Source organism: Pseudolactococcus insecticola (assembly GCF_011170065.1).
Lineage (GTDB): Bacteria > Bacillota > Bacilli > Lactobacillales > Streptococcaceae > Pseudolactococcus > Pseudolactococcus insecticola.
The window spans coordinates 136,239-162,510 of the sequence record NZ_BLLH01000001.1 but is presented as its reverse complement, the minus strand read 5'-3'; the positions used below and the strand labels follow the sequence as shown (position 1 = coordinate 162,510).

Annotated in this window: 25 protein-coding genes; 5 read left to right on the top strand and 20 right to left on the bottom strand. The window is 42.7% G+C overall.

From position 1 onward, the window contains the following. Nucleotides 1–21: 21 nt before the first annotated feature. The 6 genes from dltD to Hs20B_RS00855 form a co-directional block, all read right to left on the bottom strand. Nucleotides 22–1,278, bottom strand: a complete 1,257-nt coding sequence (dltD, locus tag Hs20B_RS00880) for a D-alanyl-lipoteichoic acid biosynthesis protein DltD (RefSeq protein ID WP_172354660.1) — start codon at nucleotides 1,276–1,278, stop codon at nucleotides 22–24. Continuing rightward, nucleotides 1,271–1,513, bottom strand: a complete 243-nt coding sequence (dltC, locus tag Hs20B_RS00875) for a D-alanine--poly(phosphoribitol) ligase subunit DltC (protein ID WP_172354658.1) — start codon at nucleotides 1,511–1,513, stop codon at nucleotides 1,271–1,273. The genes dltD and dltC overlap by 8 nt, the downstream gene beginning before the upstream one ends. An 18-nt stretch (nucleotides 1,514–1,531) precedes the next feature. After that, entirely contained in the window at nucleotides 1,532–2,809 is a 1,278-nt protein-coding gene (dltB, locus tag Hs20B_RS00870; RefSeq protein WP_172354656.1) for a D-alanyl-lipoteichoic acid biosynthesis protein DltB, read from the bottom strand. Continuing rightward, a complete protein-coding gene (gene dltA, locus Hs20B_RS00865; RefSeq protein WP_172354654.1) occupies nucleotides 2,806–4,359 on the bottom strand; it encodes a D-alanine--poly(phosphoribitol) ligase subunit DltA in 1,554 nt (517 codons plus the stop codon). Before dltA ends, dltB begins: the two co-directional genes overlap by 4 nt. Before the next feature lie 27 nt (nucleotides 4,360–4,386). Then, complete coding sequence (locus Hs20B_RS00860) at nucleotides 4,387–4,545, bottom strand: teichoic acid D-Ala incorporation-associated protein DltX (protein ID WP_371863824.1); 159 nt, start codon at nucleotides 4,543–4,545, stop codon at nucleotides 4,387–4,389. A 265-nt stretch (nucleotides 4,546–4,810) separates the two neighbouring features. Beyond that, on the bottom strand, nucleotides 4,811–7,258 hold the full coding sequence (locus Hs20B_RS00855) for a YhgE/Pip domain-containing protein (protein WP_172354652.1): 2,448 nt from the start codon (nucleotides 7,256–7,258) through the stop codon (nucleotides 4,811–4,813). 175 nt (nucleotides 7,259–7,433) lie between these two features. On the opposite strand from Hs20B_RS00855, the gene Hs20B_RS00850 reads away from it, so the two are divergent. Beyond that, on the top strand, nucleotides 7,434–7,967 hold the full coding sequence (locus Hs20B_RS00850) for a TetR/AcrR family transcriptional regulator (protein ID WP_228407417.1): 534 nt from the start codon (nucleotides 7,434–7,436) through the stop codon (nucleotides 7,965–7,967). Nucleotides 7,968–7,969: 2 nt separating this feature from the next. On the opposite strand, the gene Hs20B_RS00845 is transcribed toward Hs20B_RS00850, so the two are convergent. Next, complete coding sequence (locus Hs20B_RS00845; RefSeq protein ID WP_172354650.1) at nucleotides 7,970–8,569, bottom strand: 3'-5' exonuclease; 600 nt, start codon at nucleotides 8,567–8,569, stop codon at nucleotides 7,970–7,972. Between the two features lie 60 nt (nucleotides 8,570–8,629). After that, nucleotides 8,630–9,898, bottom strand: coding sequence for a YhgE/Pip domain-containing protein (locus tag Hs20B_RS00840; RefSeq protein ID WP_172354648.1), 1,269 nt, complete (start codon nucleotides 9,896–9,898; stop codon nucleotides 8,630–8,632). Between the two features lie 118 nt (nucleotides 9,899–10,016). Between Hs20B_RS00840 and Hs20B_RS00835 the strand changes: the two genes are divergently transcribed. The 4 genes from Hs20B_RS00835 to Hs20B_RS00820 all read left to right on the top strand — a co-directional run bounded on the left by Hs20B_RS00835 (nucleotide 10,017) and on the right by Hs20B_RS00820 (nucleotide 13,220). Further along, nucleotides 10,017–10,595 carry a TetR/AcrR family transcriptional regulator gene (locus Hs20B_RS00835; protein ID WP_172354646.1) on the top strand — a complete coding sequence of 193 codons (579 nt, stop codon included), beginning with the start codon at nucleotides 10,017–10,019 and terminating at the stop codon, nucleotides 10,593–10,595. Between the two features lie 35 nt (nucleotides 10,596–10,630). Next, on the top strand, nucleotides 10,631–11,005 hold the full coding sequence (locus Hs20B_RS00830) for a DUF956 family protein (RefSeq protein WP_172354644.1): 375 nt from the start codon (nucleotides 10,631–10,633) through the stop codon (nucleotides 11,003–11,005). Nucleotides 11,006–11,226: 221 nt separating this feature from the next. Further along, nucleotides 11,227–12,498 (top strand): serine--tRNA ligase, encoded by a 1,272-nt coding sequence (gene serS, locus Hs20B_RS00825; protein ID WP_172354642.1) that lies wholly within the window; start codon nucleotides 11,227–11,229, stop codon nucleotides 12,496–12,498. Beyond that, nucleotides 12,498–13,220: a hypothetical protein gene (locus Hs20B_RS00820; RefSeq protein ID WP_172354640.1), complete on the top strand. Its 723-nt coding sequence runs from the start codon at nucleotides 12,498–12,500 to the stop codon at nucleotides 13,218–13,220. The genes serS and Hs20B_RS00820 overlap by 1 nt, the downstream gene beginning before the upstream one ends. Nucleotides 13,221–13,406: 186 nt before the next feature. On the opposite strand, the gene phoU is transcribed toward Hs20B_RS00820, so the two are convergent. The 12 genes from phoU to rsmH form a co-directional block, all read right to left on the bottom strand. After that, nucleotides 13,407–14,060: a phosphate signaling complex protein PhoU gene (gene phoU / locus Hs20B_RS00815; RefSeq protein ID WP_172354638.1), complete on the bottom strand. Its 654-nt coding sequence runs from the start codon at nucleotides 14,058–14,060 to the stop codon at nucleotides 13,407–13,409. A 15-nt stretch (nucleotides 14,061–14,075) separates the two neighbouring features. Continuing rightward, nucleotides 14,076–14,840 carry a phosphate ABC transporter ATP-binding protein PstB gene (gene pstB / locus Hs20B_RS00810; protein ID WP_172354636.1) on the bottom strand — a complete coding sequence of 255 codons (765 nt, stop codon included), beginning with the start codon at nucleotides 14,838–14,840 and terminating at the stop codon, nucleotides 14,076–14,078. Between the two features lie 9 nt (nucleotides 14,841–14,849). After that, on the bottom strand, nucleotides 14,850–15,653 hold the full coding sequence (gene pstB / locus Hs20B_RS00805; protein ID WP_172354634.1) for a phosphate ABC transporter ATP-binding protein PstB: 804 nt from the start codon (nucleotides 15,651–15,653) through the stop codon (nucleotides 14,850–14,852). 21 nt (nucleotides 15,654–15,674) lie between these two features. Continuing rightward, nucleotides 15,675–16,562, bottom strand: coding sequence for a phosphate ABC transporter permease PstA (gene pstA, locus Hs20B_RS00800; protein WP_172354633.1), 888 nt, complete (start codon nucleotides 16,560–16,562; stop codon nucleotides 15,675–15,677). Continuing rightward, nucleotides 16,559–17,485 (bottom strand): phosphate ABC transporter permease subunit PstC, encoded by a 927-nt coding sequence (gene pstC, locus Hs20B_RS00795; RefSeq protein ID WP_172354632.1) that lies wholly within the window; start codon nucleotides 17,483–17,485, stop codon nucleotides 16,559–16,561. Before pstC ends, pstA begins: the two co-directional genes overlap by 4 nt. An 18-nt stretch (nucleotides 17,486–17,503) precedes the next feature. Next, nucleotides 17,504–18,364 (bottom strand): phosphate ABC transporter substrate-binding protein PstS family protein, encoded by an 861-nt coding sequence (locus Hs20B_RS00790; protein WP_172354631.1) that lies wholly within the window; start codon nucleotides 18,362–18,364, stop codon nucleotides 17,504–17,506. A gap of 168 nt (nucleotides 18,365–18,532) precedes the next feature. After that, nucleotides 18,533–19,414, bottom strand: a complete 882-nt coding sequence (locus Hs20B_RS00785; RefSeq protein ID WP_172354630.1) for a phosphate ABC transporter substrate-binding protein — start codon at nucleotides 19,412–19,414, stop codon at nucleotides 18,533–18,535. A gap of 209 nt (nucleotides 19,415–19,623) precedes the next feature. Then, nucleotides 19,624–21,417, bottom strand: a complete 1,794-nt coding sequence (gene spxB, locus Hs20B_RS00780) for a pyruvate oxidase (RefSeq protein ID WP_172354629.1) — start codon at nucleotides 21,415–21,417, stop codon at nucleotides 19,624–19,626. A gap of 138 nt (nucleotides 21,418–21,555) precedes the next feature. Continuing rightward, nucleotides 21,556–22,545 (bottom strand): phospho-N-acetylmuramoyl-pentapeptide-transferase, encoded by a 990-nt coding sequence (mraY, locus tag Hs20B_RS00775; protein WP_172355160.1) that lies wholly within the window; start codon nucleotides 22,543–22,545, stop codon nucleotides 21,556–21,558. A gap of 4 nt (nucleotides 22,546–22,549) precedes the next feature. Further along, nucleotides 22,550–24,853, bottom strand: coding sequence for a penicillin-binding transpeptidase domain-containing protein (locus tag Hs20B_RS00770; protein ID WP_172354628.1), 2,304 nt, complete (start codon nucleotides 24,851–24,853; stop codon nucleotides 22,550–22,552). Continuing rightward, nucleotides 24,854–25,234 carry a cell division protein FtsL gene (locus Hs20B_RS00765; RefSeq protein WP_172354627.1) on the bottom strand — a complete coding sequence of 127 codons (381 nt, stop codon included), beginning with the start codon at nucleotides 25,232–25,234 and terminating at the stop codon, nucleotides 24,854–24,856. It abuts the gene before it with no gap. Between the two features lie 25 nt (nucleotides 25,235–25,259). Then, entirely contained in the window at nucleotides 25,260–26,198 is a 939-nt protein-coding gene (gene rsmH, locus Hs20B_RS00760; protein WP_308780091.1) for a 16S rRNA (cytosine(1402)-N(4))-methyltransferase RsmH, read from the bottom strand. Between the last annotated feature and the right edge of the window lie 74 nt (nucleotides 26,199–26,272).

Sequence of the window (26,272 nt, the reverse complement as noted above, 5' to 3'; positions counted from 1 at the left end):
TAAAACAGCTCAAGGATACACTCAACGATAGATATCTGTCTGGTTTGCCCAAGTTTGACTGAGAAAATGGTTATTGATCTCATAAGACGGCTGAGTTTGTTTTTGCGTCAGAAATGGTGCAACTGCCTGATCAAAAGCCAGCCAACCATTCCAGCCAAGGTGAATAGTATCCTGCATGAAATAAGGATTTCCGCCACATTCTGATAAGTCAGCTATGCGATTAAAACCTTGCGACGTCAGCTGATACTTGATTTTAGCGACCGTTTTTTCATACATTTCTTGGCTCAAGCCTGTGTAGTTCTGCCATTTTTGATTGACAGGAGGAATAACGAACATGACTGACGTATTTTCCTTAGCAAATTCATCCAAAACTAGCTGAAAATCGCCATATTCTGGTGATTTTAGGTAGTCATAATCCTTTTGTGACTCTTTCAATTCAGCGAGTTGTCCCGCCACACGTTTCGTATAAAATTTGTCTAAAATGCCATAAGGATTATTTTTCGTGTGTGCTTTACCGAGCGCACTTGCCTTTTGTGACAGCACGTCAATGTCATATTTTTGAGGTAATTTTTGCGTCTTAGGTAACACTTTTTTGCTGTAATTATCCTTGATTTGCAGACCATCAAAAATATTATCCTCGCGCTGCGATAAATGCTTCAAAAACTTGAGTTCATTTCTATCTAGCGTAGATAATTTCTCGGATTTTGCGACTTTTTTCATCATCTTCGTCATCGGACTTTCAGGCATCATGGCAAGAAACCGCTTAGCAGCATATTGCTCAGCCTTACTACCTGTCTGTGTCATCAAAAACTCATAAGCCTGATCACCTGCATAATAATGCTCGAAAGCTTGCGGCATCTGTCCTTCCTTAACAAACCATTGTGGTGACACCACGAAAACAGCTTGCTTGTTTTTCAACTGTGGCTTGATTTGCTGCATACCAAAATACTGCGTCAAACTCTCAGTTCCCTTCATCCCCAGTAAAAATGGTGTATAATCACGATGATAAGCAGCTGCTAAAACTGACGGGTGCATCTCATCAAATCGTTGCCACTCACTTGAGCCAAAAAATGGCACAAAACGGTGATTGGGATCTGACAGCGCTTGATTTTTCAGTCCTGCATTTTTGAAAACTATGGCAGACGACGCAACTGCAGCTCTTTTTTCTTCAAAAAGGTCATGTTTTTTATGGCTGATTGGTGATAGTAAAATCACAGCCAAAATCATGACAACTGCAACTAAAATCGGCCCAAAAATCAGCCATAAACGTTTAAGCATGTTTCAGCGCCTCAACGCCTGCGACAATCTTATCACCTGTATTCCAGTCATCACGACCCATATCAGAGACGGGGATTTTGATGTCAAATTTATTTTCAAGCTCAATCACAAGCTCAACAGTCCCCATTGAGTCAAGCACACCCGCATCAAACAGGTCTTCATCCATCATATCTGAAATATCTTCCATAAACAAATCGTCAATAATCTCAATTACATCTTCTTTTATTGTTGCCATTTTTTCTCTTTTCTATTTTTATTTTCTTAACGGTAGCCCATGATGATAGACAAATGGGTGAAACCACAATTGATCCAAGAAACCTGAGAACAGTAGAAAGCTGAACATCACGACATTGAACGTCACAAAAATCGACACAGCGTGAATCAGTCTATTGTCAGGTAAGGGCGCTTGACCTGCTTTTTTACGCGATTTATTGATCGTTTTTTTCTTACGTGTCCACCAGTCATTGATAATTAAACCAACACCATGAAAAATCCCGTAAGCAATGTAATACCAAGTCACACCATGCCAGAATCCCATGAGCGTCATATTCAGCAGATAGGCCACACTTGACGTGGTATTCCGATTTTTGAAGACTTTTTTCTTCATAAAGACATAGACCAGCCTCATGAAAACGAAGTCTCTAAACCAGAAACTCAGCGACATGTGCCAACGGTTCCAAAAGTCTTTCAGATCACGCGCGATAAATGGTTTATCAAAATTGACAGGTGTCTTAATGCCCATCAGATAGGAAATCCCGACTGCAAAAAGCGAGTAGCCTGCAAAGTCAAAAAACAGATCAAATCCATAACTATACATGACTGCAATCGTCCACCAGTTAAACAAGCCACCCGCATGTAGCGCCATTTGCTTGACTTGCGGCAGGAGCAAACTCCCAAAAATATAGGCCATGATGAACTTGTAAAAGGCACCAAGCATGAGATACCAGACAGCTTTTTCAACCATATCCAGATAGCTCGCACGATCAGGCGCTTGTGCATCATCTGCGTCAAACCGCCGATAGCGGTCAATCGGACCAGACGAAATAGTCGGCAAGAAGATCATAAATCGAAAGAAATGTAAAAAAGTAACATCGTGGAGTTCACCATCACGCATTTCCATTATCATGGCAACCGTTCGAAAGTTCAGATAAGAAATGCCTAAAAAACCCAAAAGAGAGTTCTGACCAATGACAGCAGGCGTCAACTTAACCACAATAAGTGGCAATATTGCAAGCAATACTGCTGCATAGAAAAACCATTTATTATTCGCATTTTTTCGATAGCGCTGATAGCTAAAGACGATGATGGTCTGCCAGATCAGATAGCTGATAAAGGCAAAAAACTGTGGCCAGGTCTGTCCGCCAAACATCATCAGAACAAAAACAAGCGAGACGAGTGTCTCATAAATCTTCAATCGTCTACCAAGCATGAGCGAGACGACCACAGGCACCAAGGCAGTCAGTAAGAAAAAGAAATAGCGTGGCGCACCGTAGGGCTCCCAGTTTGGAAGACTTTGTAACCAGCTAATCACTTGGCATTCACCTCAGCAATCAAAGCCTTAATATCCACCTTACCATTTGGCGTAATTGGTAAACTATCACGATAGATAAAGCGCGACGGCATCATATAGTCCATCATATCGTTTGCAAGTTCAAGCTTGATTGCCTTCGTCAGATCTAGTGGCTTCTCAAACTGCGCACGTACATCGTCAGGCACAACCACATAGGCAAGTAGCTGCTGAATCTTGTGCTCAGCATTATATCTCGGCACAGCCACTGCCGCCTCAACATAATGCGACTTCTTCAAAACGTGTGCGACTTCTTCAAGCTCGATTCGATAACCATTAAACTTGATTTGAAAATCCATCCGACCGCCATAATGCAAGAGACCATTTTCATCAAAGCTGCCAATATCACCCGTGTGATAAGCAGGCTTGCCATTTAGTTCAAAGAAAACCTCCTGTGTCTTTTCAGGATTATGGATATACCCCTTTGAGATACCTGGTCCTGTCACGACAATCTCACCCGGTGTATTGACAGGCACTTCTTGTAGTTTGTCATCTAGGATAACCGTCGGTGCGTCAGATTTGACATAGCCGATAGGTAGGCGTTCTGCGCTCTTTATCATCTCGTCAGAAATGGCGACAGCTGAAAAGGCAACGGTTGCTTCAGTAGGACCGAATGAATTGACAATCACAGCCTGAGGAAACCTTTGACGCAATTTTGCTGCAGTTTTAACGGTTAATTCTTCACCGCAAAAGTAAAAGCGTGTCAAATCTGGCATTTTCTCAGCCGTAAAGTCATCTGATAGCATGGCCATATCGACAAATGACGGCGTTGACGTCCAAACTTGGATAGGCATTTTAGGCAAAACAGCAAATAATGCTTTGAAATTCGCTGTCTTTTCTTTTGGTAGTGCGTATAATGTCCCACCAACTGCCAAAGTCGGCGCCCAATACATGACAGATAAATCAAATGAATAAGGTGGCTGCGCCAACATTTTTGCCTGTTTTGGCAAGTCAAACGCCGCATCATTGATCAGCCAATTAACAAATGATAAGAGATTATCATGAGAAATTTGAACGCCCTTGGGCTGACCCGTCGTACCAGAAGTAAAGATGATATAGTAAGTCTCATCACCTAGCACGGCATTGCTAAGATCATACTCAGGCACAATCTTTTGCGCCAAACTAGCTGCGAGATCATCGGCTGAAAAAACTGGCACAGCAATATCATCGTTTGAAATCGGAAGCTCAGACACAGCAATAACAGCTGCTGGCTGCGCAATCTCAAGCACTGACGTCAAGCGTTCAACGGCTGACGACGCATCAACCGGAATATAGGCATGCCCTGACTTAGTCAGTGCGACAAAAGTCGCAAGCATCTCATATGTTTGCCCACCAAAAACAAGCACGGGACTTTTTTCGGCGAGCTTCAGTGCAATGATACTGGCTGCAATCGCGTCTGAATCATGCGCTAAATCAGCATAAGTATGCGTCTTACCAAGCTCGTCATAAACGATAGCGTCCGGCTGTGTCTTTACATAGTGAGTGATGGTTTCAATCATATTTTTGATGAACATCTGAGTTTCTCCTTTTATAACTGCTACTTAAAATTCATTATAGATAAAGTTACCCTGACCATGTCCCGAGTAGCCAAAGAGATAGAGCAAGATAAACAAGATGATAAAATAAAAAATACTCTGTAAAACAAACTTGATCACTGCCCAGTGTTTCATATCAATCAAACCTTGTCGCAATTTTAGCATGTTGCATTTCCTTTACTTTCATTTTTTTCTAGTTTTTTTCTATTGCTCTAGTTTACCATTTTTAAATTGGATTTGCATGATTTTTTTGGCATTTTTTAGCTAGAATTATCATTGAAATGCTTTAAATCGGCATTTGTCAACGGTTTTAGAATAATTTTCAACCACCTGTTACGTTTGTAAACAAATACTATCATACCAATATATGAGAATATATAAAAAAACTACCAAAATTTTCTGGTAGTTTAACTATTAACTTTGATCTGTCTTATACCGCTTTCAGATCAGATTTTTTCAAGGTCAATGGTGCTAGGATGGCAAAGACGATTGCAACGCCTAAGAGAATAATCGTTTGAACTCCAATATTTCCTGTAAGACTCACAACCTCACGAATCCCTGAAACAGCGTAAGTCATTGGCAACCAAGGATTGATCGTTTGAAAGAACTTATCTGTTAAGGCAAGCGGGTAGGTCCCCGCACTTGACGCCAACTGCAACAAAAGTAAAATCAAAACGAGGAAAGATCCGGGCTTGCCAAGCGCCGTATTTAGGAAGGTAACGAGACTCATGAAGCTAAGCGAGATCAAGATGATGAAAAAGAATGTCGCAACTTCATGCGTGGCACTAAGTCCAAGCAGATGCACTGCAATATTGACTAGTATCCCTTGTGCGAGCGCAATCACGCCGTTAGTCGCAAGTTTGCCCAAAAACCAGTCACGGCGACTCTTGAACTTAGCGCCAGATAGCGAGTTGCCTATCAGCATGTTGGTTGAAAGTGCGCCGACAAAGAGCGCAACTGAGATCATGTAAGGTGCCATGCCGACGCCGTTAGTCGCAGACTTATCGGTATCTTTATGTTTGAGGACTAGCGGTTTTGAAATGACCTTGCTGGCGCTCGTGGTCAGATTTTGTTGGTTAAGTTTTGTCACACCTGATGAAAGCGCATGACTAAGCGTGGCTGAGCCGTTTTCAAGGGTTGTCAATCCTGAATTGAGCGTTGTACCACCACTTGCAAGCTTGCCTGTGCCATCGGTCAATTTGCTAGCGCCGTCACTTAATTTGCTGGCACCACTTAACAGCGTGTTGCTCTTACTTGAAAGCGTTTTAGATCCAGTCACGACCTGTGCTGCACCATTTGTCAAGTCTTCTGATTTATTTGACAACTCAACTGCACCTGTATTTAGTTTTGAGACTGCTGATGTGTACTGGCTGATACCTGTGTTAAGTGCACTTGCTCCTGATGACAAGGCGTCATCTAACTGGCCACTACCTGTGGTGAGAGCTTGACTAGCTGGTAAAACTTGCGTTGTGAGCGCAGTATTAATGTTCGTCAGACCTGTTGACAAGTCTGAAAGGCTTTTTTGCCCAGCGGGCAATGCTTGAGCTGCTGCTGCTGCGATTTGTGCTGTTGCCGCTTGACTTTTTGCTTGATTGGCTGCGAGCGTTTCAAGTGCTGTTTTCAAGCCTTGCGCGGCTTGTAAAGTCTGCGTGGCTTGACTTGTGATGTCAGATGAACCTGTGCTAATAGCTGATGTCAACTCATCTTGCTCGCTTGCTGTCAGCGATTTATAAGTTGCTGTTGCTTTTAATGCTGCCAATTGATCTGCTTGCTGCGCTTGATTTTCAGCAATAATTGTCTGCGCATTAGTTGCGATGCTAGTCAGCAAGTTGGTCAATGTTGTGCTGTCTGATGCTGCTTGATTTTGCGTGTTGAAGTCTTGGATGGCTGTATTTAATGCAGTCATTCCTGTTTCAAGTGTTGTCAGCTGAGCTTTTTGCGTCTTCGATAGGCTCGATTTTTTAGCGAGTTCTGACAAGCCTGCATTTAGCTGCGCTGTCCCTTTTGATAAATCAGCAACTTTTTGTGTGCCCGCGGCTAGATTTTCTGCACCCGCTGTTAATTTTTGAGAACTTGTGTCGAGCGCTGACAAGCCACTTGCGACTTGACCTGTACCTGCGGTATACTGAGCGATTCCAGCTTTTAAGGCCGTTGCGCCTGAACTGAGTTGTCCTACGCCTGCCGTGTACTGAGTAAGGCCACTCGATAGCTGCTGCGTCCCGTCAGAAAAGGCGACAGATTGACTTGACAATATGCCTAGACCGTCAGACAAGGTTTTGCTGCCTGAAACGAGTGCACTTGCGCCACTTGTTACTTTTTGACTGCCTTTTGAGGCATCAGTCATGCCCGCTTTGAGTGTGTTTAGATTGTCAAACACGGCCTGTGTGTAGGTGGCTGTGATGTTGTTTGAGACCTCTGCTTTCAGCTTTTCCATCGCAGACTCGCTCATTTTTGCTGAGATAAAATTATGCCCTTTACTTGTCTGATAGTCGATTTCTGCTGGTTTTGCACCGTCATCAAGTAAGCCTGCTGCTGAACTTGAAAAGTCATCAGGTAGCGTGATTACCATGAAATATTTACCGGATTTGATGCCAGACTTGGCAGTTTTTTCTGAAACAAAATGATAATCTAGACTGTCATTTTTAGCTAATTTTGCAACTAAATCCTTGCCCAGACTGATGGTTTTGTCAGAACCAGATATAGTTGCTGCCTTGTCTTGATTGACCACAGCGACTGGCAAGTCCTTGATTTTGCCGTATGGATCCCACATTGATGATAGAAATATCAGATTGTAGAGGGCAGGAATCAGCGCTAAGGCAATGATAATCGCCATAAATAGTCGATTATGTAAGATTGCTTGCCATTCTTTTTTGATCATTACTTGCTCCTTTAATATTGAAATGGTGTTTATCCAGACAGACGTTTTAAGACACCTTGTCTTTATTCTTATTTTTTATTATAATACTTATTAGAGATATTTCAAGGATTCTAAGTTAGTAAATGGACAGTCTGTTCATTTTTGTTTTAGAATCTAGCAAGAAAGGGATTTCATCATGACGGACATCCGAATCATCAAGACAAATCAGGCACTTGAAACTGCCATGAGTAACTTATTAGCCGAAAAATCGTTTGATCGCATCACGACAACTGAGCTCGTCAAACGTGCGGGCATCAGTCGCTCCAACTTTTATACCCATTACCAAGACAAATACGAGATGATTGACCAGTATCAACACGTGTTTTTTAAGCAACTAGAGTACATTTTTGATAAGCACTTCGAAGACCTGCATGCCGCAGTTTATGAAATTTTTGAGATGCTATATCATGAAAAATTACTATCTGCCCTGCTATCTGAAAACGGCACGCGCGAAATCCACATCTATATGCGTCAAAAACTCAAAGTTATATTAACGACCTTTTTCGAGCCTAATTTCAGTCGAAAAGACTTAAAAAAAATCGATATTGACTACCGTGCGACTTACTTTTCTCACGCAATTTTCGGCACGGTGCAGCTTTGGCTAAAACGCGGAAAAAAAGAAAATCCGCGAGAAATCACGGATACTATTATTACGATGGCAGGTTTTTAAGTTCAGAAAAGTCCTGCTAAACCAGCAAAGGGACTGTCAGAAGTCTCTTTTTCTTGTGTCTGATTTTGTGCATCTAGTAGCTTTTCAGCTTCTTGCGTGTCTTTCATGGCTTCGTAGACGAGCGCTGTCATCCTGCTGTCAGCAAGTGCGTTATGGGCATTTTTCAAACCAACATGAAAAAATTCTGCAAGCGTTTTGAGCTGAAAATTTTTGACACCGTGCAGCTTGTTATCACGCATGGCATCCGCCGTTTCATAGACATCAAGCGCATAGTTTTCAGACAGATCAAGGCCATTTTCAAGCAAGATCGGCAGATCTGACTTATTGGCGTTGTAGCCAATAACGGGCAAATCACCGATAAAATCTTTTAGCGCCTGTAAAACAACAGGTGCTTTTTGCGCCGTCAGAACCTTTTCCTGCGTGATTCCCGTCAGACCGATGACAAATGAGTTGAGTGGCACGTCAGAATAGACAAAGGCGTCAAAATTTGCCAGTTCTTCACCTTTATCAAAAATGACAGCTGACACCTGAATCAAGTGCTCTACCTCGTCAACTGTGTTAAATTCCAAGTCAAATGCGACATATTTTTCTATGATTTCCATGCTTTCATTATATCAAAAATCAAGCTAAAATGTGTATACAACCTTTAAAATTCACCCTAGTCATACATTTGATTTTTTAAGTGTCGCAGCTACAAATTTATCCCCATTTTTGCCATAAATCAGCAAAGACAACCCACCAAAAATAAGCGTAAATAGCAATAATGTCAAGATATCATGGCTTGGCACACCGCCTAGGGAGATCGTGTGACGTAGTGCATCAACCGCATAAGTCATCGGCACCCAAGGATGTACCAGACTATAAAAATGACTGGTCAGAACGATTGGATACGTCCCACCTGATGAACTCAGCTGTAAAAACATGAAAACCAAAGCGATAATCGCTCCCAGCTGACCAAACAAAAGTTTGAAAAAGCTGATTAAGCTCAAAAATGCTAGACTTGTTGCAAATAAAACAACAATTGTAAGCAACATATTTTGGGGCACAAACCCCCAAACCACACGCAAACTTAACATGATGCCCAAACCTTGCACAAAGGTCACAGGCATGAGTACCAAAAATTTTGATGCCAACATCTCAAGTGGATTGGCGCGACGTTTGAACTTACGCAGATCATAAAGCGTCGTCAAAACGATCGTCCCCGTCCACAAGCTGACCGCAAGCATGTAGGGTGTCATGGCCGTTCCGTTATTAGGCACGGGCGCAATATCTGTTTTTTTGAGCTGGATTGGGCTGATGATGTGCGCTAACTGTGCTTTATCAGGTAATGTTGCAGCCTTGCTTTTTTGCATAAGTGCTGCCGCTGCCGCTTGCGACACCTGACCTGTCGCCACTTCTTTTTGCAATTTCTCTGACGCTTCTATCTGTGCGAAAATTTCCGACAACATCGTCGTAGACAGGCTGGTGTTGAGATTATTTTCGATGCTCGTGACCGCCGTTGTCACCATCTTTGAGGCAATATAATTTCGCCCAGTCGACAAACTGTAACCTAAATCAAGCGACTTAGTTTCACCCGATAGCAACTTTGGCAATCCTGCAGAAAAGTCCGCAGGCACTTCAAGCACCATATAGTATTCCCCCTTTTTAAGACCTGCCTCAGCCTTTTTTTCACTCGTAAAATGGTAATCTAAAGCCTGATCTACCTTGAGATTTTTGACTAGATCAGCACCCAGATTTACCTTGGCGCTACCGACGATAGTGGGTTTGTCGCGATTGACAATGGCAACTGGCAAATGCGATACCTTGCCATAAGGATCCCACATGGAACCGATAAAAATCACCCCATAAATCGCTGGCAATAGTGCAACGAGTGCAAATGCCGTCAGCAGAAATTTATTGTGAAAAATCTGTTTAATAGCCTCTTTTAACATTAACTGACTTCCTTTCATTCTCAAAAATGAACTTTTGTTCACTTTTATTTTATCACAAACAATTTCAAAAGTGAACTTATATTCATTTTTCGTTAGACTTTTTTGATATACTATAATTATGACAAAACCAATTCAAAATCGTGCAAAAAATACCCGTGAGACTATCTTAACAACTGCTTATGACCTTTTTATCACGCATGGCTATCATGCTGTTTTCATCCGTGATATTGCCCAAAAAGCTGGCATTTCTGTTGGGAGTATCTACCGCTATTTTCCAGATCAAAAACATATCCTCTTGACCCTACTTGATGAGCGGCTACCACTTTCTCTTGCTGTTTCCAGTGATAGACTCCAATCAACTGATCTTCGTAGCATTATCACAAGTATTGTCGAAAATCGTCAGAAAAACAGCGCCAATGCAGGACTGCGTGCTGTATTGACCGTTGTTGCCATGGATGACGCTGACGTCAAAGCACGCCTCGACGCTCGCCATGAAGCGTCCATCCGCGAACTTTCTCTGCTGCTTGCTAAACTAGAAAAAAAGGGGCTCAGCCGACCTCACCTCGATCTCGCCTTTACCTCAAACCTACTCCATATTTTAGTCACAAACACCATCACACCCACCACCACGTCAGCAGAAATAAACCAACTTGTTGATGTGATTTTACATATTATTGTGCCGGACCACGCAGGATGAGTGCGTGCTTTTAAGAGATATGCTATAATAGAAACATGGCTCAATCACTTAATACAAACGTCGAGTTCGCCTCGACTGCAATTTCTTATCTTTCATCTATCTCTGGCAATTACGGGAAAATTCTCATGGGCGACAAGGCCTTCGAATTTTTCAACGATCGCAACGTCGAAGATTATATCCAGATTCCTTGGGAAGAGGTCAAGTATGTTGAAGGTCAAGTTTTCTTTGGCAAACTTGGACGGCAATTTATCTTTCAGACAACTGCTGGACGCTTTCGCTTCTCATCAAAGGAAGCAGGTAAGGTCCTAAAAATCGCAAGAGAACATCTAGGAAATGACAAGGTTGTCAAGGCTCCAACTTTCTGGGCAAATGTCACCAGACGTTTTCGCAAAAAACAGAAAAAAAGTTGATTGTTTGCACGCAATTTGCTATAATAAAAAAAGCGGATAAGTAGTTCTGACGGATGTTTAGAAAGGTGGCGGCGGCTGAAAGCCACTCTTTCGTCAGAATGAAATTCTACCGCAACTAAACTTGTAAATAAAAATAAATGAGATGCTTTCAAGCAAGACAGGTGGAACCGTGTTGAAAAACGCCCTGTCAGAGTTTGAGAGTATCTTTTTTTGGAGGAAATATGTTAGACATTAAACAAATTCGTAACAACTTTGACGCCGTTGAGACAAAGCTTAAAACGCGTGGCGTCTCATCAGAACAGCTTTATGAACTGCGCGATTTTGACGCGAAACGCCGTGAGCTGATTATCGAGACTGAAGCGCTCAAAAAAGAACGCAATGACGCATCAGAAGCCATCGGCCTTGCCAAACGCAACAAGGAAGATGCAAGTGGCGCTATCGCTAAAATGCAAGAAGTTTCAAGTCATATCAAGGCGCTTGACACTGAGCTTGCAGTTTTTGACGAAAAAGTCACAGCCATCATCGAAAGATTGCCAAATCTCCCTGCTGATGATGTACCAGTCGGTGCTGATGAGGATGATAATGTTGAAGTGCGTCGTGTTGGTGAGATTCCAACATTTGACTTTGAGCCCCAAGCTCACTGGGATCTAGGTGAAAAACTTGGCATTCTCGACTGGGAACGTGGTGCGAAAGTCACAGGATCACGTTTTCTCTTTTATAAAGGCTTGGGCGCCCGTCTCGAGCGTGCGCTCTACAACTTCATGCTAGATGAACACGCCAAAGAAGGCTATACAGAGATGATCACACCTTATATGGTCAATCAAGATTCTATGTATGGTACAGGTCAATATCCAAAATTCAAAGAAGACACATTTGAGCTGACAGATGACCGCGGCTTTGTCCTGATTCCAACTGCCGAAGTACCTTTGACAAACTATTACCGTGATGAGATCATTGACGGTGCTGAGTTGCCAATTTACTTTACTGCCATGAGTCCGTCATTTCGCTCTGAGGCTGGTTCTGCTGGCCGTGACACACGTGGTTTGATCCGTCTGCATCAATTTCATAAGGTTGAAATGGTGAAGTTTTCAAAACCAGAAGACTCTTACAAAGAACTTGATAAAATGGTCGAAAACGCAGGCAATATCCTTGAAAAACTAGGACTCGCCTACCGTGTTGTTGCTCTCTCTACTGGCGATATGGGCTTTTCTGCTGCGAAAACATTTGACCTAGAAGTCTGGATTCCAGCACAAAATACTTACCGCGAAATTTCAAGCTGCTCAAACACCGAAGATTTCCAAGCGCGCCGTGCACAAATCCGCTACCGTGATGAAGACGGTAAAACACAACTTCTTCACACGCTCAATGGCTCAGGACTTGCAGTCGGACGTACCGTTGCTGCCATCCTTGAAAACTACCAAAACGCTGACGGGTCAGTCACTGTGCCTGAGGTCCTCCGTCCATATCTTGGCGGTGTTGAGGTCATCAAATAATGCCGATTTCATTTATAGATAATCGCCTGTCAATCACCTTTGACGACAGCCAGGGTCAGCTTGACATCTTGGATATTGCTGATTTTTCAGCTGATGCGACTAAGGCTGCCATCTATTTCAATGGTAATCAGCCTGTTAGTAAGAAATCTGACGCTGACCGTGTACTTGCTTTCACAACGCCTGCCGACATTGACCCTGCTTACTTAGTAAAGTATCTAACTGCTAAAAAACTCCCTGCCAATCAAAGCAAGATCATCGCTGATTATCTTGAAAGCTTAGCACCGATTCTTGATAAACTGGGCTATCAGTTTCAAGCGTCAGAGGTAGCTGATGCGTCTGTCAAAAAAGCCGCACCCGCAAAAGCACAGCACAGATTTTCAAAAGCTGTCTCAACCATTCCATTTTTCGTAGATCACGACAGTGCAAAGGCCGAAGTTTATTGGGCTAAGCGCAATGAAATGATCATCAAAAAAGGCGCTATTCTCAAAAAAGAAATGCCGCTAAACAAAGATGGATCTGTTGGATTTGCGCAGAAATTCGCCATGACCTTGCGTGACGAACAGGCGAGTGCGATTGGTCCTGACTTTGTCACAACCACAGACATCACACTCAAGTCCGTCAATGAAGTTGGCCACCTCCTTTATTTTGCTGGTACAAACTCATGGCTAGTCCTAAAAGATGAAACAGGTCGAACGATCGACGACTATACTGTTGTAAAATAAAAATCTATTTACTTAATTTAAATTAGTAGTAAGGATTCTACTTTCCTTCCTTCTTTATGTGGTCTTGTAACTTACATTATAGAGGGAAGGATTTTTTTATGCAAAAAAACGCATGGGGATTTTCCCACACGATTTATTATAAAGCCGATTTATCATAGAGCCCATTTTTTTATGCCATTATTTTCATCAAAGCTCAACAATCTTACCTGTTTTCAGATAAACGATCCATTCGCAGAGATTTTTAGCATAGTCTCCGATGCGCTCCAAGTACATGATCGTCATCAGATAATCTTTACCAGTCGTGATTGTTTCTTTGTTTGCTTCCATGGCGTCAAGCGTCTTGTTCTGGATTTCGCCATACATTTGGTTGACCGTCGCATCCCAACTTGCAATCTCGCGTGCACGATCAGCATCGCCTTGGATATAGGCGTTCAACGCCGCGTCAACGATTGATTTGACACGTTCACCCATGAGTGAAATGTCTTCTTCGACAACACGAATGCGTTCTTCACCTTTAAGGTTGATCGTGGCTTTTGCGATAGAAACCGCATGGTCACCCATACGCTCCAAGTCTGACGACGCTTTTAGGACTGTGATGATAGTTCTCAAGTCATGAGAAACTGGCTGCTGCAAAGCAATCATCTCAAGAGATTTTGTTTCAAGTTTTGTTTCTTGTTCATTGACCTCTTGGTCAGCTTCAATCACTTCTTCAGCCAAGTCACGATCGTGACTAACAAAGGCACGAACTGCCTTATTGACCTGCGCTGAGACTTCCGTCCCCATTGAGTAAAACTGGTTATGGAGCTTGTTTAATTCTTCTTCAAATTGTGTTCTTAACATATACTGCCTTTCTTATTAACCAAATTTCCCTGTTACATAGTCGGAAGTCGATTTTTCTTTTGGATCTAGGAAGATTTTCTTAGTCTTATCATACTCGATCAACTCACCATTGAGGAAAAACGCTGTTCTATCAGAGATACGGCTGGCCTGTTGCATAGAGTGCGTCACGATTAAAATCGTGTATTTTTCTTTCAAATCAAGCAACATGGTTTCAATCTTACCTGCAGAAATCGGGTCAAGCGCTGAAGTCGGCTCATCCAGTAAAAGAATGTCAGGATTGACCGCAAGAACACGTGCGATACACACACGTTGCTGCTGACCACCTGAAAGTCCTAGCGCTGAGCTATGCAAGATGTCTTTGACTTCGTCCCATATATTTGCTGCACGCAACGACTCTTCAACCGCTTCATCTAACACTGCTTTATCTTTGACACCTTTTAGGCGCAGACCGTAAACAACATTTTCATAGATGGAAAATGGAAAAGGATTTGGCTGTTGGAAAACCATGCCGATTTCTTTTCTGAGCTCAACTGTATCTGTTTTTGAGCCGTAGATATTTTCATCTTTATAGAGAATTTCACCTGTGATTTTTGCTGAGGCAACCAGGTCATTCATACGATTGACAGACCGCAAAAGAGTTGATTTTCCTGAACCAGAAGGGCCAATCAAGGCCGTAATTTCTCCCGGATAAAAATCCATATTGATGTCAAACAAAGATTGCTTTTTGCCATAAAACAATGACAAATCTCGTACTTTTAGGATAGGTTGTGTGGTTGACATAATTCTCCTTTAACCAAAATGTCCTGATACATAATCTTCAGTCGAGCGCAGTTTCGGACGTGTGAAGACTTTATTTGTTTCCTCATACTCGATCAAATCACCTGAGTAGAAAAATCCAGTATAATCACTCGCACGCGCTGCTTGTTGCATGTTGTGTGTCACGATGATGATCGAATAATCTTTTTTGAGTGCCATCATCGTTTCTTCAAGCTGCATGGTAGAAATCGGATCCAGCGCACTTGCAGGCTCATCCATCAGCAAAATATCTGGCTTCACTGCAATCGCACGTGCGATACACAGCCGTTGTTGCTGACCTCCTGAGAGCGCAAGCGCAGATTTATTCAAGTCATCTTTTACTTGATCCCAAAGTGCTGCTTGTTTAAGCGACGTCTCAACAGCCTCATCTAGCGCTGTCTTATCCTTAACCCCTTGACGTTCTAAGGCAAAGGTGATATTGCGATAAATTGATTTTGAAAATGGATTCGGCCGTTGAAAAACCATGCCGATATGTTTACGCATCTCATAAACATTGACATTTGGCTTGTTGATATCAACGCCACGGTAGTTGATTTCACCTGTAACTTTTGCAATATCAATCGTATCATTCATACGGTTGAGACTGCGCAGATAAGTTGATTTTCCAGAACCTGACGGTCCGATGAGGGCTGTGATTTTATTTTTTTCAAACTTCATATCAATGCCTTTGATAGATTCATTGCTACCATAATAGACATGTAAATCCTTGGTTTCAAGTGCAATTTCAGCACCATCAAGGCCAATGATATGACGTTCATTCCAGTCGTAAGTTGCCATATAAATGTGTCCTTTCCTATCTTATGATGCTGTTAGCTTGCTGTGGATTTTCTTGCCGACAAATCGTGCGCCAAAGTTAAACAAGAGCACAAAGATAATCAAAACGGCACTAGCACCAGCAGAGACTGCGGCACCATCAGGAACTGTCCCCTCACCATTGACTTTCCAGATGTGTACGGCCAATGTTTCAGCTTGTCTGAAGATAGAAATAGGTGAGCTGACTGACATGGGGTTCCAGTTTGACCAGTCAAGCGCAGGGGCTGATTGACCCGCTGTATAGATAAGCGCTGCGGCTTCACCAAAGATACGACCACTTGATAGGACCACCCCTGTAATAATCCCAGGCAATGCCTCAGGAATAATGACATGCAATACAGTTTCCCAACGTGATAAGCCAAGCGCTAAACCGCCCTCGCGTTGTGTATGATGGACCGCTTTAAGAGATTCTTCGACATTACGCGTCATAAGCGGCAGGTTAAATACAGTCAATGCAAGCGCACCTGATATGATTGAAAAGCCGTAACCCAGCTGCACAACGAAAATCAAGAAACCAAAGAGGCCAACCACCACTGACGGCAGTGAGCTCAAAATCTCGATAGACGTTCTGACCAAGCTTGTAATCCAAGATTTTTGGTTAGCATACTCTGACAAGTAAATCCCAGCTCCCAGTGATAAAGGAAACGAGATAATCATGGTAATGATCAAAAGGAAAATACTGTTAAAGAGCTGAATACCAATCCCGCCACCTTTTTCATAGGCTTTTGACGGACTCGTCAGAAAGTGCCACGAAATATGCGGCAAACCACGGACAAGGATATAAAGCAGCAAGGATGCAAGAATGACAACGATAATGCCTGCAAGTGCATAGAGGACGTTTGTCGCAATTTTATCAACTTTTTTAGGATTCATTTTAAGCTTCCTCTCTTAGCAATTGCACGCATGCCAATGTTAAACAGGAGTGACATGAGTAGTAAAATCAAGGCAAGTGACCACAGGACGTTATTTTGTACTGTCCCCATGATGGTATTACCGATACCTTGCGTCAGAACTGAGGTCAAGGTTGATGCGGGTGTTGTAAGACCTGTTGGCATGATTGCAGCATTTCCGACAACCATCTGAATGGCCAAAGCTTCACCAAAAGCACGCGCCATGCCAAAAACAACAGCGGTCAGAATCCCAGGTGTTGCCGCACGTAGCAGTACACGTGAAATCGTCTGCCACCGTGTTGCACCAAGTCCTAGTGAAGCTTCTTTGTAAAATCCTGGTACAGCTTTCATGGCATCAACAGTCATTGACGTTACTGTTGGTAATATCATGACAAATAACACGAATATCCCAGACAAGATGCCAAACCCTGTTCCGCCAAAAACGCCACGGACAGCAGGTACAACGACAGTCAAGCCGATAAAACCATAGACAACAGACGGAATACCGACCAAAAGTTCGATGACAGGCTGGAGAATGCGTGCGCCACGATTTGGCGATATTTCAGTCATAAAGACTGCTGCACCAATCGCAAACGGTGTTGCCAAGATTGCTGACAAAACCGTTACAATGAGTGATCCTGTAATCATCGGAAGCGCCCCGACAAGTGGCTTTCCGTCAGGACCCAACTGCGATGGATTCCAACTTGTACCAAAGAGGAACTTAAATGGGTTGATCTTGTCAACAAAGAAAGTCGACAGCCCTTTTTGAGCGACAAAGAAGAAAATCATAGCAACAACAAAGACGATAACCGCAATACAGATAAATGTAATGGTTTTACCGAACTTTTCGAGCTGAGAATTTTTCGAGTTAGAAAGTAATTTTTTTTGAATGTTTTCGTTTTCCATTGGCTTTATTTTCTAAATTTATTTTTTGATGACTTTTCCAGCAGCATTTCGCTCAACGTGCATCTCATTGACTGAGATATAGCCCATTTTCTTGACTAATTTTGCTTGAACGTCATCTGACAAGATATAATCAATGAAGTTTTTTGACAGACCAGTTGCTTTACCCTTGGTATACATATGTTCGTATGCCCAGATTGGCCAGTTATTATCAGCCACATTTGCCGTTGTTGGCTTGTAACCATCAAGCGCAAGCTCAGTCACCGTATCATCGATATTTGAAAATGCGAGATAGCTGATTGCGCCTGGTGTCTGTGCAACGATTGACTTAACCATACCTGATGAGTCCTGTTCTTGAGAACTTTTGGCTTCTTTACCAGCCATGATCCAACGCTCAAATGTCGCACGTGTGCCTGATCCTGCGGCGCGATTGACGAGTACGATCTTGACGTTATTTCCGCCGACCTGCTGCCAGTTTGTTAGCTCACCTGTGAAGATCTGACGCAGTTGATCAGTCGTCAGATGGTCCACACCGACATTTTTATTAACAATCGGTGCAATACCCACAACTGCAACCTTGTGGTCAACTAATTTTTTAGCATCAATCCCACTTTTTTCTTCAGCAAATAAGTCTGAGTTCCCAATCTGGACAGCACCAGCCTGTACTTGCGAGAGTCCCGTGCCTGATCCACCGCCTTGGACATTGATGAACTTGCCTGGATGATTTTGTGCAAATGTTTCAGCACCTGATTCTACCAGTGGTTGCAAGGCACTTGAGCCCACAGCCGTGATAGATTCACCTTTGTTGATCCACTTGGCACAGCCTGTTAGTGTCACAACCACTAACATAAGAGACGCTAGATAAATGATCTTTTTTGTCATAATTCCTCCAAATTATTCGTTACTTCCATTTTACCATGTATGCACATACGCTTTGTAAAATTTCTGTAAAAATCCGGCGGATATGTAAAGGCACCGCTATCAGTTGATAGTGGTACCCTAGTTTTTCAAGTTCTGAGAGTGGAGGCTCTCAGCTTGCTATGTTCGTGATTATTTGATGTTACCTTCGTCGTCACGCGTTACTTTCATGTCGCTGATAGAAAGGTATCCCAATTTTTTAAGCAATGTTTTGTTTTTGCTGACAGCTGTGATGAATTTTTCTTGTCCGTCAGTTGTATTGCCTTTTTCAGTGTACATATGTTCGTAAGACCAGATTTTCCAGTCGTTTGTTGCTACATTTTTTTCAGTTGGTTTAACGTTGTCAAGGCTGAGTGCTTTGATAGAATCATTGACATTTGAGAATGCAACGTAGCTGATTGCGCCTGGTGTTTGTGCGACCATTTGAACAACTGCACCAGATGAATCTTGTTCACTTGCTTTAACAACTTGTGCATTGTCAAGACCGTATTTTTCAAAGTTGAAACGTGTTCCTGATCCTTCGGCACGGTTGATGATTGTGATTTTAAGATCTTGTCCACCAACTTCTTTCCAGTTTGTTACTTTACCAGTGAAGATGGCTTTGAGTTGTGCTGTCGTCAAGCCATCAACGGTAATAGCTTTGTTCACGATTGGTGCAAAACCAACAACAGCTACTTTATGATCTTTTACTTTTTCAGCCAATGTTTTGTCTTTTTCTTCAGCAAAGAGGTCTGAGTTACCGATTTGGATAGCGCCTGTTGATACTTGTGACAAACCAAGGCCTGAACCGCCACCTTGAACTGTGATTTGTGCTGAAGGATTTTCAGATGTAAAACCTTCAACATTTGCTTCAACTAATGGTTGCAGGGCAGTTGAACCTGCGACTGTTATTTTCTCAGCGACAGCTTTTGTAGACGAATCTTTTGTTGATGAAGATGTCGAGTCTGATTTGCCACAAGCTGCGAGAGCAAAGATTGACAAGGCTGCTGCTGCGATAAGAACTGTTTTTTTCATGATTTTTCCTTAAATAATTTTATTTGTAGGCCCGATTACCTTACAAAATAATTATACCGCGCTTCTTGAAAATTGCGTGTAAAAATTTCATCAATGTTTTGTAAATAAAATGTAAAAAACATTTATGTTCTTTGAAAGACCTGTTTTATCGTGTTTTTTTATGATGTAACTAGAAAATCCCTGATTTCATCTAAATCAGGGATTTTCTATCAGAACCCACCTAGGTCTGTTGCTTTATATTCTGGCTCTATGCCTTCGGCTTTTAGGAAATCTGCAAATGGTACCAAGTCTTCTGCTTCGTAACGTTTGCGGAAAACAGCGATATCAGACGCACTGTGGATTTTTTCGTCTAAGACAAGTGCTTCCACTGGAATTGGACGATCGCCCGCGTTTTTCGCATCAATCACAACTGTTTCACCGTTTGCGATGTCTTTAAGCGCCGCATCAAAAACAGATTTTGCATCAGCAATCTTTGTCAAAGTATAGCCTTTGGCACCCATACCTTCAGCGATTTTTGCAAAGTCAACACCCATGAACTCAACACCAATGTAGCCAGAGTTTGTCTCTTCTTGTTCATCTTTGATGAAGCCAAACTGGTTGTTACTAAACACGACGTTAATAATAGGGAGCTTGTACTGAACTTCCGTTGCCAAGTCTTGCAGCACCATGTTAAAGCCGCCGTCACCTGCGAGATTCCAAACTTGACGATCTGGGAAATCAAGTTTGCCCGTCAAAGCACCAGGAATACCGATGCCCATCGTCGCAAATAGATTTGACGTACGCCACATTTGCTTTGGATTCAAATGAAGATGACGGATAGATGTTTGTGTTACATCGCCAACGTCGATAGAAAAAAGTGCATTTTCTTCGGCGTGTGCATTGATTTGATTGTAAACTTGATAAAGTTGCAAGTCACCTTCCGTTTTTGTTTCAAGTTTGTGGATATACTCATTCCAGTTCTTGACATTTGCCAAGTTAGCACGCCACCAAGGTGTGTCATCTTTTTCTTTGACGAGACTTGTAATTTCACGAATGGCATCACCTGCGTCTCCCAAAATCGTCACGTCGTTATGGTTACGTTTGCCAAGATTAGCAGGATTGATATCAATCTGGATGAAGTTTTTGACGTTTTCAAAAAGATTCGTCACCTCAGCAAATGGGTAGTTATTTCCGACAAAGACAACGGTATCAGCGTTTGGAAAGGCTTCATTTGCGGCTTTTGTGGCAACACGGTTGGCTGAACCAAGAAGCGCTTCAAAGTCAGCGTCAAAAGCATCAAAGTTGATCCCCGTCACAGCAACTGGCGCTTTGATTTTGCGAGACAGTGCGACCACGTCTTCACCTGCGCCGCGCACCCCAATCCCAGCGTAGATGATTGTTTTCTCTGACTTGTCAAGAATCTCAACGGCCGCTTCTACGTCGGCATAATGTAGTGTTGGCTTTGGAAATGTTCTGTGCGCATTTGCGGCAGAATAAAAATCTTTAGCAGGAATATCATGTGTGCCCAAGTCAACTGGCAACTGCACAACAGCAACACCATTCTTAGCATAGGCCTGACGAATGGCTTCATCGATGACATGCGGTAGTTGTTCAGCCGTTGTCACTGTTCTGTTGTAAATCGCAACATCAGCATAAATCGGATTTTCATTCATTTCTTGAAAGGTATCCATATTCATACCTGCTGTCGCAAATTGACCAATAATCGCAAGGACAGGTACATGGTCCTCGCGGGCATCATAAAGGCCATTTAACAGATGCGTACCTCCAGGTCCAGCAGAGCCAAAGGCAACGCCAATATGACCTGTAAACTTAGCGTGCATGGCTGCTGCAAGTGCGCCTACTTCTTCATGACGAACTTGGATGTAGTCGATGCTCTCTTTCTCATGCAACAGGGCATCCATGAGTGAATTGATCGATCCACCAGGAATCCCATAGATGTGTTTAACACCCCATTCTTCTAGGACTTTAACGGCTGCAACGCCTGCATTAATCGTATTTGACATAGATTTCTCCTTTACTTTATAAACAAGTGAGCGACTGCTCTAGTGATATGAAAACGTTTTACTATACTTTAATTATACGCTTATATTTTGTTTAGGCAAAGAAAAAGCCTTGATATTTTCAAAGGCTTTTGTCCTAATTTAGTTTTGAATCAGATAGATAATCAGGGCTAGCACTGAACCTGCTGCTGTAATCCCCCAGAAAAAGAAGTCCACTTCCCATTCTGACCATGGTTTACCATTACCCGAAAAACCGCCGAGCTCAAAGTGATGATGGACAGGTGTCATACGAAAAATCCGCTTGCCGTGCGTCAGTTTGAAATAGGTCACTTGGATCATGACACTCAGCGTTTCAAAGACGTATACAAGGCCAATCAATAAGAGCGTCCACTCGACGTGGAGCATGATAGAGATGATACCTAAGAGACCACCAAGCGCAAGACTACCGACATCTCCCATGAAGATTTTAGCCGGCTTATGGTTGAAGATAAAGAAACCTAGTAAGCTGCCGATGATTGCCGCAATCATGATCAGAACATCCAATCTGTTCTGATGAACCGCAATCACAGCATAGGCTAGAAGTGAAATGACAACTGAAATCGAGGCTAATCCATCAATACCATCCGTCAGATTGACTGCATTTGAAAAGCCAACCAGCCAGAAAACAAGAAAGATGATGAAGAAAATGCCTAGATTGATATGAAAGCCAAAGACATTGAGAAAATTTGCACCGCTTTCATGCGAATAGACTATATAGGCGATAATCCCTGTCACAACCTGTGCAATCAGCTTTTGCAAGCTCGTCAGGCCTTGATTGATTTGTCTAAAGACTTTGAGAAAATCATCTAAAAAGCCAACAACGGCGTAGACTGCAAAGACAAACCAGATGATGATGAAAGCCGCTGTTAATTTGCCAAAAATCACTGCAAAAAGTAGGGAAACGATCAGACTTGCGACGACAAACACAAATCCTCCCATGGTTGGTGTTCCAGCTTTTGCGGCATGCTGCTTGACGTCTTCGTGCATCTGTTGCCCGCCGATTTTTGCCTTATGGAAAAAGCGGATAAAAGCTGGGATAGCGACAATGGTGACAATGCCTGCCACCAAACCTGCGATAATTGATTTTAATATCATGTTAACTTCCTAAAGTAATAGTCAATTTCTGACCTTTTTTCACTACTTGATTCATTTTGATGCTTTGCGCGGTGACTTTACCTGTGTCACTGCCTTCAAAGGTTACATCGACCCCAGTCCATTTTGCGAAGGTTTCGACATTTTCCTTAGACCAATCATACATATCAGGCATGTCAACTTTACCACCCGTTAACAAAAGCACACGTTCATTGGCACCAAGCTTGGTTCCTGCTGCAACTGACTGCTTAGTAATTGTAGCACCTGAGCCTATCACGACCGGCTGTAACACCAGCTGACGCAATTGGTCGAGTGTTGATCCTGGATTTTTACCTTTGTAGTCTTTCAAGGTGATTTTTGCTTCCTTTACGCCACCATTTTCAGCTGCTTCAGAAGTGGCATCGAGTGTTGACTTGATCTCATATGCGCGATCAATTAACGGATTTGCAACATCAGATATATATGAAAGTGTCCAGTGTTCTGGCAATTTGACCGTCATGTAAAAGATAAAGTCTGGCTTGTCTGCTGGCACCATGGCAACGGCAGAATAAAGGTAAGACGTCGTTCCCTCATAGTAGCCACCTGTTGGTTTTGCGACCTGTGCTGTCCCTGTTTTAACAGAGACTTGCCGATTTCCAGAGCGGAAGAAAGGCTGGTTATTTGTCCAGTCATAAGCTGTCCCGTAGTCCACATCTGTCCCAACATTTACCATGTATTTGAGGACTGAATTTGCAGTTGTCTCAGAAACAGGTTTCCCGACAACTTCACGCTTCGCTGCACGCTGCGTCCCTTGGTCAATATTGGCAGTTTTTAAAATAAAGTGTGGCTCTAACATCTCGCCACCATTAGCAATTGCTGTGTAGCCGCGTAGCATCTGTACCTCAGTCACACCAATACCTTGACCAAACGCCGAGTTGACCTGAGATACGACGTTTGAGCTTGGCAGATTACCGAAGCTCTCACCACCAACACCCATACGCGTTGGTACACCAAACTTGAAGCGCTTGAGATAGTCATCCCAAACGGTATTACCCATTCTCATCTCGAGTTTTGACATTCCGACGTTTGATGAATGAGAAAATCCTTGGGCAAAGGTCATATTGACACCATCAGGACGCGTTGATACATCCCAGTCACTGACGACCGTATCTGCAACCTGTAGTGGTGCCGACGTATAGCGCTCATTCGGGTTAAAAGTGCCATTTTGAATAGCAGCACCAATGGTAAACACCTTCATGGTTGACCCTGGCTCATAAGCCGTCTGATAGAGAAGGTTATTCTGACCGTAGAGATTTTCCTTATCAGTTTTACTGTCATCTTTTGGTCCGATGACGGTCTGAGTGGCTGCGTTAAATGTCGGGCGTTGCGTAGTCGCTAGGATCTCGCCCGTATCAGCTTTAACAAGGGTTGCAACGATTTCTTGGGCACCCGAGTTTTTCAAGGAGGTATCAACTAGCGATTCCAGATAAGTTTGTAATGTTGATGAAATTGTTGTGTAGACATCTTCGCCGTCCTTGGCTGGCGTCTCAGATTTTGCGACACCTTGCAAAGCTTGTCCATTTTTATCTTTTTCTAGTGTTTCAACACCATTTTTTCCAGATAAGATGCCATTTAATGAGGCTTCCAGACCAAACTGACCAACTAGACCTTTAGTGTCATCGTCACCATCTTTGAGACCTGCAAGACCAATAAAGTTGGACGCAAAGTTGCCATTGGGATATGAGCGTGCCAAATGTGAACTGAAGCCAATACCGACAAGACCATCTGCCGTTGCTGCTTTTTCAATGGCTTCTTTATCTGTATAAGAGATGTGCTTGCCTTTTGTTCCAAACTCGACCTGGCTCGCACCTTTTCGTTTGAGCTGCGTCATCGTATATTTTTCGTCAAGCCCTAATTTTTCCTTGAAAAGCTTAGCAATTTTTGAAAAATCAGCAGCTGCAGCATATAGTTTTTTGCCACTTCCTGACACATAACTCTTATCTAAAATCACATAAATCGAATAATCACTGGAGTCAGTCGCAATTGCCACACCATCTCTATCATAAATCGTGCCACGTTTGGCATAAATCGTTGTTGTTTCAGAGTAATTTGCCTTTGCACGCGTTGACAGCTTGACACCGTTACTGCTGTCAGTCACCACTATCCAAGAAAATCTAACGATAAAAACCGTAAACACGAAGAGTGCGAGAATCAAAATATCCTGCGCAATCCGTTTACGGTTGGCTTGTGGGCTTAAATGCGTTTTAGCCGCGTTTTGTGCGACCTTCCGAAAAGGAAATAGCACCAAGTTTTTCAAAAATTTTATCATTTATTTCGTTGCCTTTATGACGTTTTCATTGTTGACTTTGAGTCCGCTTGCATTTGCTTGGTCAATCACGCGATCACCACTCATAAGTTCGTTAATTTGTTGATTATATGTCGTGAGCTGATCTTCTTTTGTTGACACTTTTGTTTGGATATCAAGTGTATTTTGCTCTACTTCAATAATTTTAGTTCTGACGAAAACCATCCCAATAGCAAGCATGATCGCCGTGACAATAATCGAAAGGTAGAAAACTTTTTCAACTCGTGACAGCCGATTGAATTTTCTTTTCATGAGTTCAGGCGCAATGGAATCTACCGAAATGTTATAGCTACCATTTTGCGTGGCTGTTTTGATGTCAAAATACTCTTTTGGTTTTGCTGCCATGAGTTGTTTCTCCTTTCTTTTTTATCTAGTTTTTTTGTGCCACACGTAATTTTGCTGAATGGGCACGGTTATTAGCTTCAAGTTCGGTTTCTGATGCGAGAATCGGCTTACGATTAACAAGTGTTAGCTGCGGTTTCATCTCATCAGGTACCATTGGTAAACCACGTGGGATATCAATGGTAGAATACTCTTTGAAAAGTGACTTTGTGAGCTTATCTTCCAAGGAATGAAAGGTAATCACGGAAATCCTACCCTCTTTTTTAAGCATCTGAATCGCCGTTTCAATCGACTCTGCTGCCGCACCAAGTTCATCATTGACCTCGATACGAATGGCTTGGAAAATCCTTTTTGCCGGATGTCCTTTTTTCTTGAGTTCTTTTTGAGGTAGTGCAGACTTGATAATATCTGCCAGTTCAAGCGTATTATCAATCGGCTTTTCTGATCTGACTTTTTCAATCTTGCGTGCGATTTGCTTGGCAAACTTTTCTTCGCCATAGCGACTAAAAATCCGCATCAGGTCATTAAACGCATAGGTATTGACAACGTCATGCGCCGTAAGACTTTGCGACTGATCCATCCGCATGTCAAGCCTCGCATCTTTCTTGTAAGAAAAACCCCGCTTGCTATCGTCAAACTGCGGGCTTGATACACCCAAATCATATATAATCCCATCAAACGCTGTCACACCATGTGCCGCAAGCGCTGACTTTAAATCTCTGAAATTTGCTTTGATTAGCGTCACTTGATTTTGTGCAAGTTGCTTTTCAAGACGACTTTGTGCATTTTCATGCGCTGTTACGTCTTGATCAAAGGCATAAAGGTGCCCTGTCGTTAGCTTACTCAGTAAATATTCACTGTGCCCTGCACCACCAAGCGTCGCATCAACATAGATACCATCAGGTTTAACTTCAAGCATATCAACGGTTTCATGAAGCAAAACAGTGTCATGCCTAAAATTTGTCACGTCTACCATGTCGCCCACTTTCTATGTTGTCAAAGCTCGGATTCTATTGCACCATTCATTATACCAAAAAAAAC